Genomic DNA, 17253 nt, shown 5'->3' with positions numbered 1-17253 from the left:
GCGGCCCGACGCGGCCCGACGCGGCCCGACGCGGCCCGACGCGGCCCGACGCGGCCCGACGCGGCGGCCGGGGCTCAGTGCGCGATCAGGTGGCGGTCCGTGCGGCGCCACTGCAGCGCGACCACCATCTCGGCCGTGCCGAGGACCAGCGCGGTGATACCGGTCAGCAGCACCAGGGCCTGCACCGAGGGCTCGGGCCACAGCAGGAACACCATGCCCACCAGGATCGACGCGGCGGCCAGGCCGAAGAGCGCGAGCCTCGCCCGGCCCCGAGCCAGCAGCCCCACCAGCAGCGCGGCGAACCCGCTGAGCAGCCAGGCCAGGCCGATGATGACCGACAGCGCGATGATCCCCTGGGCGCTGTCGCGCAGGCAGGTCACGCCGACCACGATCAGGATCACGCCGAGCGCGCCGTCGAGGATCTGCTGCGTCAGGCCCTGCTTGCGGTCCAGCGCGCCGACCAGGCGCATCAGGCCGATGACCAGGAGCCAGGCGCCGGCCAGCACGCCGAGCAGGCGCAGGGTGGCGTCGGGCTGGACGACCACGGCGATGCCGAAGGCGAGGGTCACCGCGCCCATGGTGAACAGCTGCCAGAACGGAGCGGTCTGGTCGTTCTTCACGATGCCGATACCTTTCGCCAGTTCTTGATGACCGCCGCCACCGGCGGGGCCAGGAACACACCGATCAGGCCGCCGAGCGCGGCGCCGAGCACCGTCACGCCGAGCACGACCACGGGGTGCAGGCCCAGCGCGCGGCCGAAGACGGTCGGGCGCAGGATGCCCTCGAGGATGTTCTGGGTGATCAGGACGATGACCAGCATCCACACGGCGGCGGGCACCCCGCCCGAGCCGAGGGCGACCACGACCGCGAACGCCGCCGAGAGCCACGCGCCGAGGTACGGCACATAGGCGGCCACGAACGTCAGCACGAAGATGGTGCCCGCCATCGGCAGCCCGAGCAGCAGCGCGCCGATCGTGATGACGGCCGCGTCCACCAGCGCGATGAGCGTCGTGCCGAGCATGTAGCGGCGGAACTGATACGCCGCCGAGCTGGCCAGCCGCCGCATCCGGCCCGGCGGCAGCGGCAGCCACGCCTCGAGCGCGTCGAAGCAGCGGGGGCCGTCGCGGAAGGCGTAGAAGAGCAGGTAGCCGCCGATGAGCACGCCGACGGCGAGCTGCGCGACGACGACCGCGCCGGTGGCGACGGCCGAGCCGATGCCGGTGAGCACCGCGTGCCAGGGCGGCCACTGGCGCAGGGCCTGCACCGGGTCGGCGCCCAGCGCGTGGTGCAGCCGTTGCCCCGCGCGCTCGGCGGCGGGCAGCCAGTGCGGCGCCTCAGCGGCGACCGCGGCCGCGAACAGCAGCGCGAGCGCCAGCAGGCCGAGCGGCACGGCAAGGGCCCCGGCCAGGGCCGCCACCCCGGCCGGGACCCCGCGGCGGCGAAGGCGGTCGACGGCGGGTTGCAGGGTCGCACCGACGACGGCCATCACCAGCAGGGGCAGAAAGAGCGGGAGCAGTACGCCCACGGCGATCACCAGCGCGGCCGCGCCGATGATCGCGCCCGCGGCCGACCAGCCCAGCCGCCCGGCCCGCCCCAGGAGGCGGCTGCCGTCAGGCACGTGCCCGTCCGGCGGCCGCGCTGCCGTTCGCGCCCACCTGGGATGCGGTTCCCAGCAGGGCCGCCTTCGCCCGGGTGTACTCGGCCTCGGTCAGCACCCCGCGCTCCTTGAGATCGGCGAGCTTGGCGACCTCATCGGCGGTGCTGGACGCCGGCGTGGTGTCGCGGGCCTGCTCGCGCACGTAGTCGCGGAACTGTGCCTCGCGCCGCTGGGCGTACTCGGCCGAGCGGGCGTTCATCGACTTGCCCCGCGCGATCAGGTACACCAGTGCCCCGAGCCACGGGAACACAATGAGGAAGACTGTCCACCCCGCCTTGGCCCAGCCGTTGAGGGAATGGTCGCGGAACACGTCCGTGAGGATGCTGACCATCAGCCAGATCCAGGCGAACACGACCATGAACCACAGCGTTGACAGCACAACGTCACCGAACGAGAAGTCCATTGTCTGCCTCCCGACTCACGCCACCGCAAGTGGCACCCGCCCGGGGCCGGGTGACCCCGACGAATCCAGCGTGTGGTCGTGGCCCACCACCCGGCATCGCCCCTTCCGGGCGAGGGGGCGGTAAAGTCGGGCCACATGCGACGACCGCCGATGTCTGGGCTTCTGGCGCTCGGGGCGACCGTGCCCGGCTCGGTCGTCGCCCTGGCCGGGGCCGAGGTCGCGCCCGCGGCGGCCGCGCTGCTGTTCGGCGCGGCGATCGTCGGGGCCGCGTTCCTGCTCGCCTGGGCGGCCGAGGCGGCGCAGGTGGACGTGTCGGCCGGGCTGGCGGTCGCGGTGCTGGCGCTGATCGCGGTGCTGCCGGAGTACTCGGTGGACTTCGTGTTCACCTGGCGGGGTGGGACGGCCGCGCAGCAGTACGGCTCGGCCTGCGCGGCGCCGGGCGACGCCGTCCCGGCCTGCTCGCTGGCCCTGGCCAACATGACGGGGGCGAACCGCATCCTCGTGGGCGTCGGCTGGGTCCTCGTCGTGCTCATCGCGTGGCGGCGCTCGAAGGAGCGCGGGATCCGGCTGGGGCGGGCGGATGCCGTACCGCTGGCGTTCCTGACCATCGCGTCGCTCTACTGCCTGCTGCTGCCGCTCAAGCGGACCCTGACGCTGTGGGACACGGCCGTGCTGGTCGCGGTGTTCGTCGCCTACAGCTGGCGGGTGTCGCGGGCCCCGGCCGGCGAGCCCGACCTCATCGGCCCGTCCGCATGGGTCGGCGGGCTGGCGAAGGTCCCGCGGCGGCTCTCGGTGATCGCGCTGTTCCTGGCGGCGGCCGCGGTGATCGTGCTGGCGGCCGAGCCGTTCGCGCAGGGCCTGGTGGACACCGGCGGGCAGCTCGGCATCAGCCGCTTCCTGCTGGTGCAGTGGGTGGCGCCGCTGGCCTCGGAAGCGCCGGAGCTGCTCGTGGCCGGCCTCTACGCGTGGCGGCTGCACACCACGGAGGCGCTGGGCGCGCTGGTGTCGTCGAAGGTGAACCAGTGGACGCTGCTGGTCGGCACGCTGCCGGTGGTCTTCGCCGCGTCCAGCCGGGGCTGGTCCGGCCTGCCGATCGCCATGGCCCAGCGCGCGGAGCTGCTGCTGACCGCGGCCCAGTCGCTGCTGGCGATCGCGTTGCTGCTGTCGCTGTCGCTGAGCCTGCGCTCGGCGCTGCTGCTGGCCGGGCTCTTCCTGGTGCAGTTCACGCTGGGCGCGACGGTCCCCGCCGGCTGGCACGAGCGCGAGCTGATCGGGCTGTCCGTGGTCTATCTGGCGCTCGCGGTGGTCGCGCTGGTACGCAACCGGGCCAGCCTGCTGCCCATGCTCCGCGACGGCCTCAGCACCCCGCACGCCGACCTGGGCGACGACATGCACTGCACCACGACCGGTGGTGGGCGGCTCCGCCTGCGGGAGCGACTGAGGGCCAAGATCCACGTCTAGTTGTGTTCGATTTCAATCGAACTCTTTGATTATCGATAGAAGTCGCGTACCGTCCTGCCACACCCCAAGGACGGTGCCATCCATGCGCATGATTGCCCGCGCCGGCCAGACCCTGCTCCTGGGTGTGCCCACCGCACTCGGCACCGCCTGCCAGCTGCCCAGCGCTGTGGGCCTGCAACGGGGTCGGGGGCCGGGAGTGGGTGCGGTAGGCGAACGGCTCGCTGCGCAATCCGCAGTCGGGGCGCTGCCTGGACGACCCGTCCGGGGTGACCACCAACGGCACCCGCATCCAGATCTGGGACTGCAACGGCGCCAACGCCCAGGTGTGGCGCTGGAACGTGTAACCGCTGGACTCCGCGCCGCCCGGGACCGCCAACCCCGGGCGGCGCGGCCTTTCGCCTAATCCTTGGCGGCGGACGCGACGAGGCGGGCGCCGAGCTGCATCACCCGCTCCCGGCCGAGCGCCGCGGCCAGGAATGCCCAGAGGGAGCACACGAGCAGGGCGAACTCCGGGAAGTACGAGAGCACCCGCACGATCTTGTGCAGCCCCGGCCACCAGCCGCCCACCGGTCGCCCGTACGAGCAGCCGTGGTGATCCGGCAGCGAGCACACCTCGCGCAGATCGACCGGCTGGCCGGCGTCGGCGGGGCCGACCACCGAGTGGCCCAGCACGATGTCGACGGCCCGGCCGTCCTCCGTGGCCACGGTCACCCGGCAACGCCACCAGTAGCCGAACCCGTCTCCGCTGACCGGGCCGGCGCGCGTGCAGCCCTGCACCGTCCCGGTCGCCTTGGTCTGCGGCGTGCTCGCCCGCCACGCCGCATTGCCCTTGTACAGGTTGAGCACTGTGGCGACGGCCAGCCAGACGACGACCACGGCGGTCAGGTACACCAGTCCGGTCAGTGCGGCGCGGACCCGCGGCCGGAGCTCGGCAGCCCACGAGGGCGGGCCGTCGCCGGCCGCGCCCTCGTTCGGTTGTGCAGGCCGATCGGTCATTCAAATACCCCGCCCATCACTGGGAACAACATTCGCTGCGGGAACGCCCAGCCGTTGTCGAGACCCTCGTTGATCTCCGAAATCCCGGCGGGTATGAAGGCACCGGTGACCATCGCGTAATGCAGATCCTTCGAACCCAGGCCTTGGCCGACATTACGGGCGACGGACTTCGTCACAGACCAGGCCGCCTTGGCCGCCGACCCGTCCGTGCCGGCCATCAGCGCCTTCGTGTAGTCCGCCTTGAGACCGTTGACGCTGCCTCGCACGAACTGGCCGACGCTCCCGGCCTCCTTGAGTTTGATCGCGTCTTTCGTGCCTTGCCACAGTTCGCTGACCGCTGCGCGGCCGCCCTTCGCCGCACCCTTCGCGAGGGGCCCGGCGATGGCGTCCTTGATGTTCGCCGTGGCGATCCCCTTCACCATGCCCTTGGCCACGGGGCCGGCCGCACCGGCGAGCGCGCCCAAGGCGGTGCCGACGACCAGGTCTCTGGCGAAGTCGCCCCAGCCGTAGCCTTCACCCTTGCTCATCTCCAGACCGCCCGAGACCGCGCTCTCCACGAGGCCGCCCAGCGCACCGCAGAGGACCGCACCGCCGCCGCCGGTCAGTGCCGTGCAGCCGACGCCCACCACGATACCGGCAATCAGCCCGACCGCCTCGCTGTGCCGCTGCGCGAACGCGAGGCTCGCGTCGTAGGCCTGCTTGGTGCGGCAGATCATGTCGAAGGTGCCGCACTTGGTCTTCTTCTTGGGCTTCTCCGTGGTGTTCTTGGGCTCCTTGGGCTTCTTCGGCGGCGCCTGCCAGCCGTTCTCCGGCTTGTTGGTGGCGTTGGGCGTCGCCTCGTCGGAGCGGTCGTAGTTGCCGGGGCCGCAGTCGTAGTGCGCGCACGGGGTCTGCTCGTCGTAGGCGTCCGTGCCGCTCGGGTCGGCACGGTTGATCGGGTCGTCGCCGGCGTACGTGTACCCGCCGAGCTGGTTCGGGTCGGCGGTGTCGAGCACCGGGTCGGCGCTGATGAACCGGCCGTCGACCGGGTCGTAATGTCGTGCGCCGAGGATCGTCAGCCCGGTCGAGGCGTCGGTCTGCTTGCCGAGGAACCCGTGCGCGTCCGGCCACTGCGCCGGCGCGGTGCCGCGCGCCGCGCCGAACGGGGTGAACAGCCGCCACACCGGGTTCTGCCCGTTGTGGTCCAGCGACATGGTCGCCGTGCCGACCTTGTCGCTGACGAGGTAGGAGTACTGGGCCGCGGTCGTGCCGGTGCGCACGGCCTGGGTCCCGTCCGGCCCCGTGTAGTAGCGCTTGCCGCTCACGACCGTCGTGTCGGTGTTGAGCGTCAGCTCCTCGCCCGGCAGGAACAGCGTGGCCGTCTTGGTGCTGACGTCGCGCTGGAGCAGCACGTTGCCGTTCGCGTCGTACACGTAGCTGGCGTTCACCGTCGAGCCGGTGCGCACCGCGCTGAGCTTGCCCTCCGGGTCCCAGCTGAACGTCTGGTTGCCCAGCTGCGGGGTGTTGCGGGTGGTGCTGTTGCCCAGCGCGTCGTACTGGAAGGACCGGGTGGACGTGCCGGCCGGGCCCGTGGTCGTCGCCGACTGCAGGGTGTGCGGCTGGCTGGTGCCGGTCGGGTAGACGTACGTGGTCTTGGTGTCCGCGCTCTGCCCGGCCAGGGCGTGCTGCACCTCGGCCGTGCGGTCGCCCACGCTGTTGTAGGTCCAGCTGGTCCAGTACGGGCTGATCCCGCCGACGGTCGCGTTGCTGCCACCGGTCGACAGATCGCTGGCGCAGCTGTCGTTCGCCGTCCACGCCGTGGTGAGCCGGCCCAGCAGGTCGTACCGGAAGCACTGCGTCTCACTCGTGGTGGCCGAGTTGCGCGCATCGACCGCCTTGAGGATCTTGCCGGCCGCGTTGTAGGTATACGTCACGTCGTTGATCCGGGAGGTGCCGGTCCCGCTGCGGTCGACGTACGTGTTGACCAGCCGGCCGCTGTGCTCGTCGTAGACGTTCGTGGTCCACGCGGTGTTCGTGGTGCCGAAGCCGAGCTTCGTCTGCGAGACCTGCCCGTACGGCGTGTAGATCGTGGAGTCGATGTAGTCGCCGAGCGAGCTGCCCACGCCGGACACCGAGTCCAGCGCGGTGTACGTCGTGTTGACCGTCTCCTTCGGCAGGCCGCCGGCCAGCGGGTAGTTCGTCTTCAGCAGCAGGCCGGCCGTCTGGCTGTACTCGTTGCTGAAGGTGTACGTCCCCGCCAGGCCGCCGTTGCCCGGCGCCGCCGGGATCGTCACCGTCTGGCCGAGCTGCTTGCCCCAGGCGTCGTAGCCGGAGATGGTGGTGACGTATGCCCAGCCGCCGTCATAGCGGGTCGCGGAGGCCAGCTGACCGATGCCGTTGCTGATCGTCGTCGAGTCGTAGGTCCACGTGGAGCGCGGCGAGCCGGTGCCGGTGCCGTCGTACTCGCCGGTCCGGCGGCCCAGCGCGTCGTACGTGAAGCTCAGCGTGTGGTTGAGCTGGTCGGTCGACGAGGTGAGGTTGCCGGTGGCGTCGTACTTCAGCGTCGACGTCCCGGTGTCCGGGTCGGCCTTCGTGATCACCCGGCCCTGCAGGTCGAACGTGCTCTTCCAGACGCTGCCCCGCTCGTCCGTGGTGGTGTCGGCGTTACCGCGCCGGTCGTAGTGGTAGCTGATGTGGACCGGGCTGCCGCCGCTGACGACCGAGCCGCTGACCGACGGCTGGCTGGTGTAGCTCAGCAGCTGTACCTGCCGGCCCAGCGCGTCGACGATGCTCGTCGACGGGGTGCCGCCCTGCGGCGGGATGGTTGTGGTGCGGTCACCGCCGTAGATGGTCTGGGTCTGCCACTTCTGGACGCCCTTGGACTGCGAGACGGCCAGCGTCCGGCGGCCCATGCCGTCGTAGACGAACACGTCCTGGTTGGGGATCTGGTTGTCATGGCCGACCATGTCCAGCATCGTCGTGCTGGGCGCGGACGAGGCGTCGTAGTAGCTGTTGTTGGACTTCACCGTCCAGCCGTGGCTGTCGTAGAACGTGTCCGTCACCAGCCGGCCGCCTGACGGGCTCGGCGACTGTTTCTGCCGGCTGCGGGCCAGGGCGTCGAAGAGCTCCACCTCGGTGCGGTAGGAGCCGTCGTCGTTGATGGTCGACGTGCTGGCGGTGGACGGCACCGTCTGCGACACCGTATAGGCGAACTTGATGTTCGCGCCCTGGTTCAGCGCACGACCCGGTAGCCACACCCCGGTCAGCCGGCCGAGCGCGTCGTAGGTCTTGGTCGTGGTCTGCTGGTTCGCGTCGGTCTGGGCGATCTCGTCGCCGTGCGTCGGCTCGAGTGTGGTCTTCGCGGTGTGCCCGGCCGCGTCGACGACCGAGGTCTGCGACGTGTGCCCGTTCGTCATCGTGTACGCCGTGGTCGAGCTGTAGCCGCGGGCGTCATACGACTTGGTGATCCGGCCGTAGCCGTCGTAGAGCGACTTCTTGGTGGTGACGTACGCGAACACGCCGTCCGTTTCGGTCCCGACCTGGGCCACGCTCACGTTGCCGGTGGTCGGCGCGGGGGCCGGCCACGTCGTGGTGAAGTCGTCCGTGTCATAGAAGTTGCGCACGCTCGACACCACGTCGGCGGGCCGGCTCACCGAGGCGGGCGCGGTCAGCCCGTTGACGCCGCTGCCGCCGCACGGCAGGGCGAACTCCTCCTTCTGCGCCACGAGGCTGACCATGTAGGCGGCGGTGTTCGCCGGCGCGTACGTGGTGACCTGACAACTGGCCTGGCTGGGATCGGTGACGTCGCCGTAGTCGTACTCGACCGTCTCCAGGCCGGTGCTCGTGTCGTAGGTCGTGTCGGTCCGGGTGGTCCGCCAGGTCGGCGTCGCCGACGACGTGATGGCCACGGTGTTCTTGACCGAGACCGCGCGGGACATCGTGGCGGTGAGGTCGCCGACCGAGGCCGGCCGGGTCCGGGTCGCGAGCGCAGGGCTCACCCAGTAGTCGGTCACCGTGCTGTGGTCGACGGTCCCGCCGTCGGCCGTGTACGTCAGGGACTGCCGGATGGAGCCGGCCAGCTCGTTCGTGTCGGGCACGCTGGCGGCCGCCCCCGGGACGGGCACCGCCGCGGACAGCGACACGGTCGCGGTGCGCCGGCCGTTGTTGGGCAGCTTGTCGCCGTCCATGCCGCGGTAGTAGATCTCCTCGCCGAGCGTCACCGGGTCGGTGCCGCCGCCCTTGCGGGTCAGGACGCGGCCGAATCCGCGCCACTGCCCGTACGTGCGGTTCTTGTCCTTGACCAGTTCGCCGTCGTCGTAGTGCCAGGCAGCGCCGCCGAGATACTCGTAGCTGGTGACCGACGGCGTGCTCTTGCCGGTCGGGTCCTGGTCCGTGACCTGGGTGACGACGTACTTGTGGAACCAGTCCAGCTGCGGGTCCTTGTACCCGTCGCGGGTCCAGTACACCGGATAGCACAGGCTCGTGTTCGTGGTGACGTCCTGGTTGACCGGCGCGGTGCACTCGGTGCGATAGCCGACGCCGATGGTCTCGCCGGTCTCGGTGGTGATCGCGGAGATGCGCGGGTGGTTCATGGCCGGCGCGGCGTCGATGCCGTCGGCCCGGTTGGGCAGCTTGGTCAGGTCGAAGCTGACCGGGGGCAGCGTGATCGCGGTGGCGCCGGTGCCGCCGGTGTGCTGGATCGACGACAGCCACATCGCGGGCGTCGTGCCGTCGCCGGGGTCGGGGAACGACTGGGTCAGCGCGTAGGAGTCGACGTCGGTGTAGCCGACGCCGTTGTAGATCTGGGTCGTGATGGTGTTGGTGCGCAGGCGGGTCCAGAAGGTCGGCGCATGGTTGTTGCACGTCGCGCCGGCGTTGCAGTTGAGGTCGTAGGGCGTGTCCGGCCACTTGGTCGGGGCACTGCCGATGTTGCCGGGCGCGCACGCCGTGGCCGACTCGGTGCACCGCTCGGTCTGCGCGAAGCGCACCCGCGCCGGGGCCTGGTTCGCGTACGGGTTCGGGTCGCGCAGGCCGTAGTCGACGTGGTCGAGGTAGCCGCCCCGCACGTACTTGACGCCGGTCGTGCCCTTGTTGGCGCCGTAGTAGTTGATCTCCTGCTGGTAGTAGTAGGCCAGGGCGTTGTGGCGCGGATCCACGACGTAGTCGAGGTTCCACTTCCAGCCCATGTCGCAGCCGGAGGAGGCGAACCCGGCGCTGCTGAAGCAGGGTTCGCCGGAGTGCGCGCTGTAGACCCGCTCGGTGTACGTCGAGTTCGTGGCCGGGTTGCCCGACGCGTACCCGGGCAGCTTGTTCAGCCCGAAGAAGTACTGCACGCCGTCCTGGGTGGTGATCTTCCAGTACTCACCGCCGTGCGCGCCGTTGTCGGCCCCGGTGAGCAGCTCCACCTTGGCGCCGTTGTCGTTGGCCATCTTCCACTTGGTGGGCAGGCTCGCGTCGTAGACCAGCTCGCCGGAGCCGGCGCCGAACGCCACCCGCACGATCGGCCCCGACCAGCACATGTCCGGCACCTTGGGCGCGGTGCCCGCCGGGTCGTCGGTGCACGAGCGGTACGAGCGCTCGACCGAACCCGGCGCGTAGCTCCAGCCGTCGCCGAACCCGGAGGACTGGTTGTTGGTGGCGACCTGCTCGCCGTCGACCGACTGCGACGAGTACGACAGGGCGACGCCCGGCGTCAGGTCACCAGCGACCGGCGGGACGTCGATGGGGTACGTGTAGCCGAAGTCGCCGTTGCTGCCGCCGGCGGTCCAGTTGCCGGACGGCTTCAGCGCCGTGGCGGTGTAGTCGCCCGTCGTGCCCGCCGGCGCCGCCGCGAGCGCGAACACCGTGGCGGAGCCTTCCTTGACGCTGATCGTCGCCGACAATGCGCCGGAAGCCTTGTCCCGGCTGGTGGCCAGCGGTGTCTGGGCCTGGCAGGACAGGTTCTTGGGGCTGGTCGCGGCGCACGCTGGCAGGGCCACCAGCCGCAGCCGCTGAGCCCAGTCACCGCCGTAGAGCCCGGCGATGCCCGAGGGATCGACCGCGACGCGGACCGGTCCTTGGCCGGCCTGCGCGTCAGGCACCTTGGCCTGCAGGAGCAGCCCGTTGATGCCGGCGTCGCGCGCGGTGTCCCGATCGGCGAGGGCGATCTGCACGCGCGAGGGCGAGCCGGGCTCCGCGGCCACCGTGACCGGCATCGTCCCGGCCCGGACCGCCGTCGAGGCGTGCTTGGGATCCTGGGCCTCCGCCGCCCGGGACAGGTCGACCGTCGCCGTCCCCGCGGCCGGCCAGCGCACCGGCGCCGCCTGCCACTGCGGTCCCGGATCCGCATGGTGCACGGTGACCGGCTGGGCGGCCGTGCCGTGCACGCTGGACCACTGCTGCTGGGCCGGTGGGCGGCTCGGTGCCGGCCGGGAGTCGGCCAGGACGACCAGTGGCACGCCGATCAGGGCCGCCAGGAGCACTGCGATTCCGCCCCAAATCGGGCGAACACGAAAAGGCCAGCTTCTTCTTCTGCCGCTCATGCTGCAAACCCCCGTGAGAGCAATATGGCGGTGCGCACGCTACGCCGACATTCATCGATGTGGAAGTCTCGACAAACCCGGGTCGTGGCCGTATCGTCCGCCACGACATGAGACTACGGGGGATCATGATGGCCAATGCCATGGCTTTTTCACGCCATTCGTTAGCATCAACTATTCGGCGAGGAACTCTTTCGCTGCTCGTGGTGGCCGGCCTCACGGTGGCACCCACGACCGCCTCGGCCGCGCCGGCGCCGGCGAAAGCACCCCAGGCACCGACGACACCGGCGACACCGCCGCAGGCCGACGAGCGGGCCGCCGCCGCGGCGAAGGCCAGGCTCAGCAACCAGCCGGTGGAGCTCACGTCCGTCACGACGCCGACCGAGCGGACCGTCGTCAACCCCGACGGCACGCTGACCACCGAGCTGAACGCCCAGCCGGCACGCACCCGGCGGGCCGGCGCCTGGGTGCCGCTCGACGCCACCCTGCTTCGCAACGCCGACGGCAGCTACAGCCCGGCCGCCTCGGCGAACCCGCTGACCATCTCCGGCGGCGGCGCCGCGGCGCTGGCCAGCATGACCAGCGGCGACAGCCAGGTCGCGCTGTCCTGGCCGGGCGCGCTGCCCACGCCCGAGGTCTCCGGTGCGACCGCCACGTATCACGACGTGTTGCGCGGCGTGGACCTGGTGGTGACGGCGACCGAGCAGGGCGGCTTCTCGCACACCCTGGTCGTGCACGACGCGGCCGCGGCGGCCGACCCGGCACTGGCCAAGCTGCGCATGCCGGTGACCACGCGCCAGGCGACGGTGCGGCCGGACAGCGCCGGCGGGATCAGCGTGGTCGACAGCCACGGCCGGACGGTCTACACCGCACCGGCGCCGCAGCTGTGGGACTCCACCGCGCCGCTCACGTCGCTCGCCGCGGCCCCCGCGGCCCGCGACTCGGCCGGCGATCCGGCGGCGTCCAGCGCGCACGAGGCGGGCTACGCGGCCAAGCGCGGCAGCGTCGGCGTGCAGGTCTCGTCCGACGCCATCACGCTGACCCCGGCACCGGAGATCCTGCGCGGCACCGGCGTGCGCTACCCGGTCTACGTCGACCCGTCCTGGAACCCGAACTCGACGTCGAGCACCCGCAACGCCTGGACGTACGCCAACAGCTACTACGCGACGCAGTCGTACTTCAACAGCAGCGACTACGCCCGCGCCGGCTACACGGCTTTCGAGTCGCCGTACTACAAGGCCCGCTCGTGGTTCCAGTTCCCGATTCCGACGAACCTGTGGGGCGCCAGCATCATCACGGCCACGCTGCAGACGCATTCGGTATGGTCGGCCAACAACAGCGCATATTGGTTTGGCGTCTATCACACGTGCGGAATCAGCAGCGGCACCACCTGGAACAGTCAGCCCTGCACCGGCGGACGAATCGATCACCGGCAATTGCCCGGCAACTGGCGCAGTGACGGCAGCTACAACCCGATGGAGCACGACTTCGACGTCACCGGCGAGATCGCCGCCGCCGCCTCCGGGCGCTGGTCGGCCGACACCATCGGCCTGTTCAACGACACCGAGACCGACAAGTACGGCTGGCGCAAGTTCCAGAACAACCCGAGCATCGCGGTGACGTACAACTCGGTGCCCAACACGCCGGGCTCCGCGGCCACCAGCCCGGCGGTCCCGTGCTACACCGGCACCGGGACGCTCGGCCAGATCGGCAACACCGCCATCACGTTCTCGGCGAACATCAGCGATCCGGACGGCACCCAGACGCTGCTGGACGCGCAGTTCTCGATCCAGGACCTGACCGCCGGCACCACCCTGGCCTCGCCGACCGTGACGGTCAGCAACAACCACCTCGCCACGGTGACCCTCACCGCGAGCCAGTTCGTCGACGGCCACACCTACGGCTGGAACGTCAAGGCGACCGACGGCCGCGACACCAGCCCGGCCACGCCCACCTGCCAGTTCAAGGTGAACAAGCAGCAGCCGGCGTCACCGGGCGTCGCCTCCACCACCTACCCGGCCGACACCACCGGGCCGCCGATCGGCACGGCCGCGACGTTCACGTTCACGCCGCCGGCCGGCACCGACCAGCCGATCAGCTTCGTCTACAGCCTGAACACCGCGCCGCCGGCCACCATCCCCGGCCAGTACGGCCCGTTCCCGGGCGGCACGCTGGTCCAGGCGGCGACCACCGGCTCCACCAGCGTCTCGATCACGCCGCGGCATTTCGGGCCGAACATCCTCTACGTGTACGGCATCAACGGCGCCGGCAACGCCGGACCGGTCACCGCGTACCGCTTCACCACCAGCGCCCCGGCCCAGCCGGCCGTGTGGGGTGACTTCACCGGCGACGGCATCGCCGACCAGATCGCCGTCGGCACCGCCTTCCGGCCCGGCGCGTGGCTGTACCCGGGCACCGACAAGGCCGGCCATCTCGGCGCACCCGTCCAGATCGGCGCCGGCGGCACCGGCGGTGCCGGCAGCACGTCCAGCGCCACCGACTGGATCGGCGCGATCGGCAGCGCCACCGAGTTCACCGGCGACGGGGTGCAGGACCTGCTGGTCAAGCTCCCGGCCAGCGACTCCGACGGCAACGTGACGGTGCTGCCCGGAACCGGTGACGGCTCGGCGTTCGACGCGCTGCGACGCATCCGCGTCATGCTGCCGAAGGTCGACGGCAGCGCCGGCAACCAGACGGTCGACCAGGTGGTGGCCTCGCCGCTGCCCAGCGTGACCGGCTCGCCGCTGCCGGACCTCTACGTCGTGGTCGGCGACAACCTGTACCTGTACACGCCAGGCTTCCCGCCCGGCAACTTCGAGGAGCCGATCCTGATCTCCAGCGGGTGGACCGGCCGGACCATCGCGGCGGCGGTCAACGGCGCCAACCCGGCACTGTTCGCCCGGACCGATGCGACCGGCAAGCTGGAGCTCTACACCGGCAACATGGCGGCCGGCACGCCGGCGGGCACGACCGCCCCGGTCGTCTACGCCACCAGCGGCTTCGACGCGGCCTCGGCCCCGGTGCTCACCGGCGCCGACATCAACGCCGACGGCAAGCCCGACCTGTGGGCCGACACCCACGGCACCGCGCTCAACGCCCGCATCAACACCGGCAGCAACACGCTCGGCGCCGCGGTCGGCAACCCGATGGGCAACCAGGGGCTGCTCAAGTCGGGGGTCGCCGGGTTCTGCGCCGACAACTCGCACGGCGCCAACACGACCGGCAACACCACGTGGGGCTGGACCTGCAACGGCGGCCAGCTGTCGCAGTTCTGGACGATGCCGGGCGACGGCACGATCCGCATTGCCGGCAAGTGCCTGGACGTGACGAGCAGCGGGACCGCCAACGGCACGCTGACCTGGCTGTGGGACTGCAACGGCGGTGTCGCGCAACAGTGGAGGCCAGGGGCGAACAACTCGCTCATCAACCCCAACTCCAACCGCTGCCTCGACATGGCGATGCCGGCGGGCAACGGCTCGGCCCTGCGGATCGAGGACTGCACCGGCGCGCCGCAGCAGTCCTGGACGTTCACCGCGAGCGACCTCGGCCCGATCCGCTCGGCGTTCGCCGGGAAGTGCCTCGACAACAACAACGGCAACCTGGTCAGTGGCAACCCAATCCAGCTCTACGACTGCAACTTCGGGTACAACTCGCAGACGTGGCTCGTGCTCGGCGACGGGCAGCTCCAGATGGCCGACTTCTGCGTCGACGTCACCGGCGGCGGCACGGCCAACGGCACCCTGGTCCAGCTGTGGCAGTGCAACCACGGCGGCGCCCAGCAGTGGACGATCGGCCCGAACTTCGCGCTGATCAACCCGCAGTCCGGCAAGTGCCTGGACGTGCCGAACTCCAACACGGCCAACAGCACCCGCCTACAGATCTGGGAATGCAACGGCACCAACGCCCAGAAGTGGACCGTCCACTAAGTCGCTGGTGGTGAACGGTGGCCGTCACCGGCGTGGCGGCCACCGTTGACGCCGGGCACCTAGAACGGCGAGGTCGGGTTCTGGTGGTCGATCTGGCCCATCGCCTCCGCCGTCCACTGGCCATAGGTGGCGCTGTTCTGGCGGGCCTCCCGGCTCCACCGGCCGCCGCCGGCCAGGCCGCCGCCCAGCCAGGCCGGGCCGGCGACCGCGGCCATCACCCGCCGGCCGAACAGCGCGGCGGCCAGGCCGGCCTCGTCCGGGTCGAGATCCTCGGCCGTGGCCAGTGCCGCGTGCTCCGCGCGAAGTCGTCGCAGCAGCCGGGCGCCGGCCGGGCGGCGGCGGGGCACGAAGAACGCCGCCGCGGCCACGCCGGCCAGGACGACCGGGATCGCGGCCAGGGGCGGCAGGCCGGTGCGGGCCACCGCATAGGGCGGCAGCGTCAGCAGCACCAGCGGGAACGCGATCCGGGCCCACCAGGGGCGCAGCAGGCCGTCGCCCTCGAGGCGCTGGCGCAGGTCGGTGAGCTCCCGCCGTACTTTCGGCTGCAGCAGCACCTCGGCGGGCGCCACCGTGCCGAGCAGGCCGTTGAACAGGGCGCGCTCGAGGGAGCCCCCGGTCCGGTTCGCCCCGCCGGATCGCGTCAGGCGGCCCCGGCCGTCCGGGGTGACGAGCTTGCGGCGGTACAGCATGATGAACGCGACCCGCGTCGCGGCCCGGCCACCGCCGGCCACCTGGGCCACCTCGATCGGCGTCGGTGATTTTCCCCCGTCCATGTCTGCAGTATGCTGCCGCCGCGCCACCCCGGCGGTTCTGCCGTACTGTGCTCGCGTGACGGGTAGATGGCGGCTCACCAGCCAGCGGCTGTTCGCGCTCACCATCGGGGCGATGACCCTGCTCATCGCGATCGGTTCGTGGGCCGGGTGGGCGTCACTGGCCGATACCACGGCGGTGTCGGACCGGCTGCAGCAGCGCATCTCCCCCGCCGCCACGGCCGTGGTCGAGCTGGGCGCGGCGCTGCTGGACCAGGAGACGAGCGTCCGCGGCTACCTGCTCAGCCGGGAGCGGCAGTTCCTCGACCCGTACGACGCGGGCCAGGAGACCGAGCGGCGCAAGGCCGCCGAGCTGCGGCGGCTGCTGGCCGATGAGGCCGTCGCGCTGGCCGGGCTGGAGAAGGTCGAGGCGGCGGCGACGCAGTGGCGCAGCCGGTTCGCCGAGCCGCTCATCACCGCCGCCGACCCGCAGTCGCCGCTGGTCGTGCCGGGCAAGGCCGCCTTCGACGCGCTGCGGGCCGACCTCACCGGGCTGCGGCAGCAGGTCGACGTGGCCCGCGACTCCGGCCGCCAGGCGCTGGTCCACAGCCGGCAGCAGCGCGACACCATCTTCGTCGTCATCGTCGGCGGGCTGCTCGCCGGGCTGTTCGTCATCGCGCTGACGCTGCAGCGGGCCGTGCTGGGGCCGCTCGATCGGCTGCAGGGCGCGGTGCGGCGGGTCGCCGACGGGGACTTCGAGCACCGGGTGCCGGCCGGCGGGCCCAGCGACGTGGCCGCGCTGGCGGCCGACGTGGAGGCGATGCGCGAGCGGATCGTGGCGGCGCTGGCCGAGAGCCGCGCCCAGGAGGACAAGCTGCGGCGGTCCAACTCGGACCTGGAGCAGTTCGCCTACGTCGCCTCGCACGACCTGCAGGAGCCGCTGCGCAAGATCGCGTCCTTCTGCCAGATGCTGCAGCGGCGGTACTCCCCGCAGCTGGACGAGCGGGCCCAGCAGTACATCGCCTTCGCCGTCGACGGGGCGACCCGCATGCAGGCGCTCATCAACGACCTGCTGGCGTTCTCGCGGGTCGGGCGGGTCTACGACAACGTCACCGAGGTCGACCTGGCCGCCACCCTGCGCCGGGTGCGCTCCGACCTCGCGCCGCGGCTGGAGGACACGAAGGCCGAGATCGAGTGCCCGGAGCTGCCGGTGGTGCACGGCGACCCGACCCTGCTGGCGATGCTCTGGCAGAACCTGATCAGCAACGCGGTGAAGTTCCGCCGCCCGGACGCCGACCCGCGCATCGAGATCGCCGCCGAGCCCGACGGGGCGATGTGGCAGTTCGCCGTGCAGGACAACGGGATCGGCATCGAGCCGCAGTTCGAGGACAAGATCTTCGTGATCTTCCAGCGGCTGCACCCGCGCGACGTGTACCCGGGCACGGGCATCGGGCTGGCCATCTGCAAGCGCATCGTCGAGCACCACGGCGGGCGGATCTGGCTCGACCCGCAGTACACCTCCGGGGCCCGGCTCTGCTTCACCCTCCCCGCGGCGCCCTGACGC

Annotated in this window: 10 protein-coding genes; 4 read left to right on the top strand and 6 right to left on the bottom strand. The window is 71.4% G+C overall.

Annotated elements, in window-relative coordinates; all coding sequences use genetic code 11:
- Positions 1–74: 74 nt before the first annotated feature.
- From ABD352_RS55205 to ABD352_RS55195, 3 genes are read right to left on the bottom strand one after another with little or no spacing between them, the layout of a single operon-like run.
- Positions 75–620, bottom strand: coding sequence for an HdeD family acid-resistance protein (locus ABD352_RS55205; protein ID WP_344620724.1), 546 nt, complete (start codon positions 618–620; stop codon positions 75–77).
- Positions 617–1618, bottom strand: coding sequence for an AI-2E family transporter (locus tag ABD352_RS55200; protein ID WP_344620723.1), 1002 nt, complete (start codon positions 1616–1618; stop codon positions 617–619). The genes ABD352_RS55205 and ABD352_RS55200 overlap by 4 nt, the downstream gene beginning before the upstream one ends.
- Positions 1611–2060, bottom strand: a complete 450-nt coding sequence (locus tag ABD352_RS55195; protein ID WP_344620722.1) for an SHOCT domain-containing protein — start codon at positions 2058–2060, stop codon at positions 1611–1613. Before ABD352_RS55195 ends, ABD352_RS55200 begins: the two co-directional genes overlap by 8 nt.
- A gap of 150 nt (positions 2061–2210) precedes the next feature.
- Here ABD352_RS55195 and ABD352_RS55190 point away from each other — a divergent pair, with 150 nt between their 5' ends.
- Both ABD352_RS55190 and ABD352_RS58000 read left to right on the top strand, forming a co-directional pair.
- Positions 2211–3521 carry a sodium:proton exchanger gene (locus ABD352_RS55190; RefSeq protein WP_344620721.1) on the top strand — a complete coding sequence of 437 codons (1311 nt, stop codon included), beginning with the start codon at positions 2211–2213 and terminating at the stop codon, positions 3519–3521.
- 221 nt (positions 3522–3742) lie between these two features.
- Complete coding sequence (locus ABD352_RS58000) at positions 3743–3865, top strand: RICIN domain-containing protein (RefSeq protein ID WP_425554001.1); 123 nt, start codon at positions 3743–3745, stop codon at positions 3863–3865.
- 55 nt (positions 3866–3920) lie between these two features.
- Here ABD352_RS58000 and ABD352_RS55180 read toward each other — a convergent pair whose 3' ends face one another.
- Both ABD352_RS55180 and ABD352_RS55175 read right to left on the bottom strand, forming a co-directional pair.
- On the bottom strand, positions 3921–4517 hold the full coding sequence (locus ABD352_RS55180) for a DUF6346 domain-containing protein (RefSeq protein WP_344620720.1): 597 nt from the start codon (positions 4515–4517) through the stop codon (positions 3921–3923).
- A complete protein-coding gene (locus ABD352_RS55175; protein WP_344620719.1) occupies positions 4514–10957 on the bottom strand; it encodes an RHS repeat domain-containing protein in 6444 nt (2147 codons plus the stop codon). The genes ABD352_RS55180 and ABD352_RS55175 overlap by 4 nt, the downstream gene beginning before the upstream one ends.
- Positions 10958–11220: 263 nt before the next feature.
- Here ABD352_RS55175 and ABD352_RS55170 point away from each other — a divergent pair, with 263 nt between their 5' ends.
- Complete coding sequence (locus ABD352_RS55170) at positions 11221–14940, top strand: ricin-type beta-trefoil lectin domain protein (protein ID WP_344620718.1); 3720 nt, start codon at positions 11221–11223, stop codon at positions 14938–14940.
- A gap of 59 nt (positions 14941–14999) precedes the next feature.
- On the opposite strand, the gene ABD352_RS55165 is transcribed toward ABD352_RS55170, so the two are convergent.
- Complete coding sequence (locus ABD352_RS55165) at positions 15000–15818, bottom strand: TIGR04222 domain-containing membrane protein (protein ID WP_344620717.1); 819 nt, start codon at positions 15816–15818, stop codon at positions 15000–15002.
- Between ABD352_RS55165 and ABD352_RS55160 the strand changes: the two genes are divergently transcribed.
- A complete protein-coding gene (locus tag ABD352_RS55160; RefSeq protein ID WP_344620716.1) occupies positions 15769–17250 on the top strand; it encodes a sensor histidine kinase in 1482 nt (493 codons plus the stop codon). The genes ABD352_RS55165 and ABD352_RS55160 overlap by 50 nt on opposite strands.
- The last annotated feature ends 3 nt before the right edge of the window (positions 17251–17253 follow it).

Source organism: Dactylosporangium salmoneum, assembly GCF_039532525.1.
Lineage (GTDB): Bacteria > Actinomycetota > Actinomycetes > Mycobacteriales > Micromonosporaceae > Dactylosporangium > Dactylosporangium salmoneum.
This window is presented reverse-complemented; position numbering and strand designations above follow the sequence as displayed.

Bases quoted from the DNA above. Each gene is read 5' to 3' on its own strand.
- ABD352_RS55165 (WP_344620717.1), bottom strand. From the start codon at position 15,818: ATGGTGAGCGCGAACAGCCGCTGGCTGGTGAGCCGCCATCTACCCGTC.
- ABD352_RS55180 (WP_344620720.1), bottom strand. From the start codon at position 4,517: ATGACCGATCGGCCTGCACAACCGAACGAGGGCGCGGCCGGCGACGGC.
- ABD352_RS55195 (WP_344620722.1), bottom strand. From the start codon at position 2,060: ATGGACTTCTCGTTCGGTGACGTTGTGCTGTCAACGCTGTGGTTCATG.
- ABD352_RS55190 (WP_344620721.1), top strand. From the start codon at position 2,211: ATGTCTGGGCTTCTGGCGCTCGGGGCGACCGTGCCCGGCTCGGTCGTC.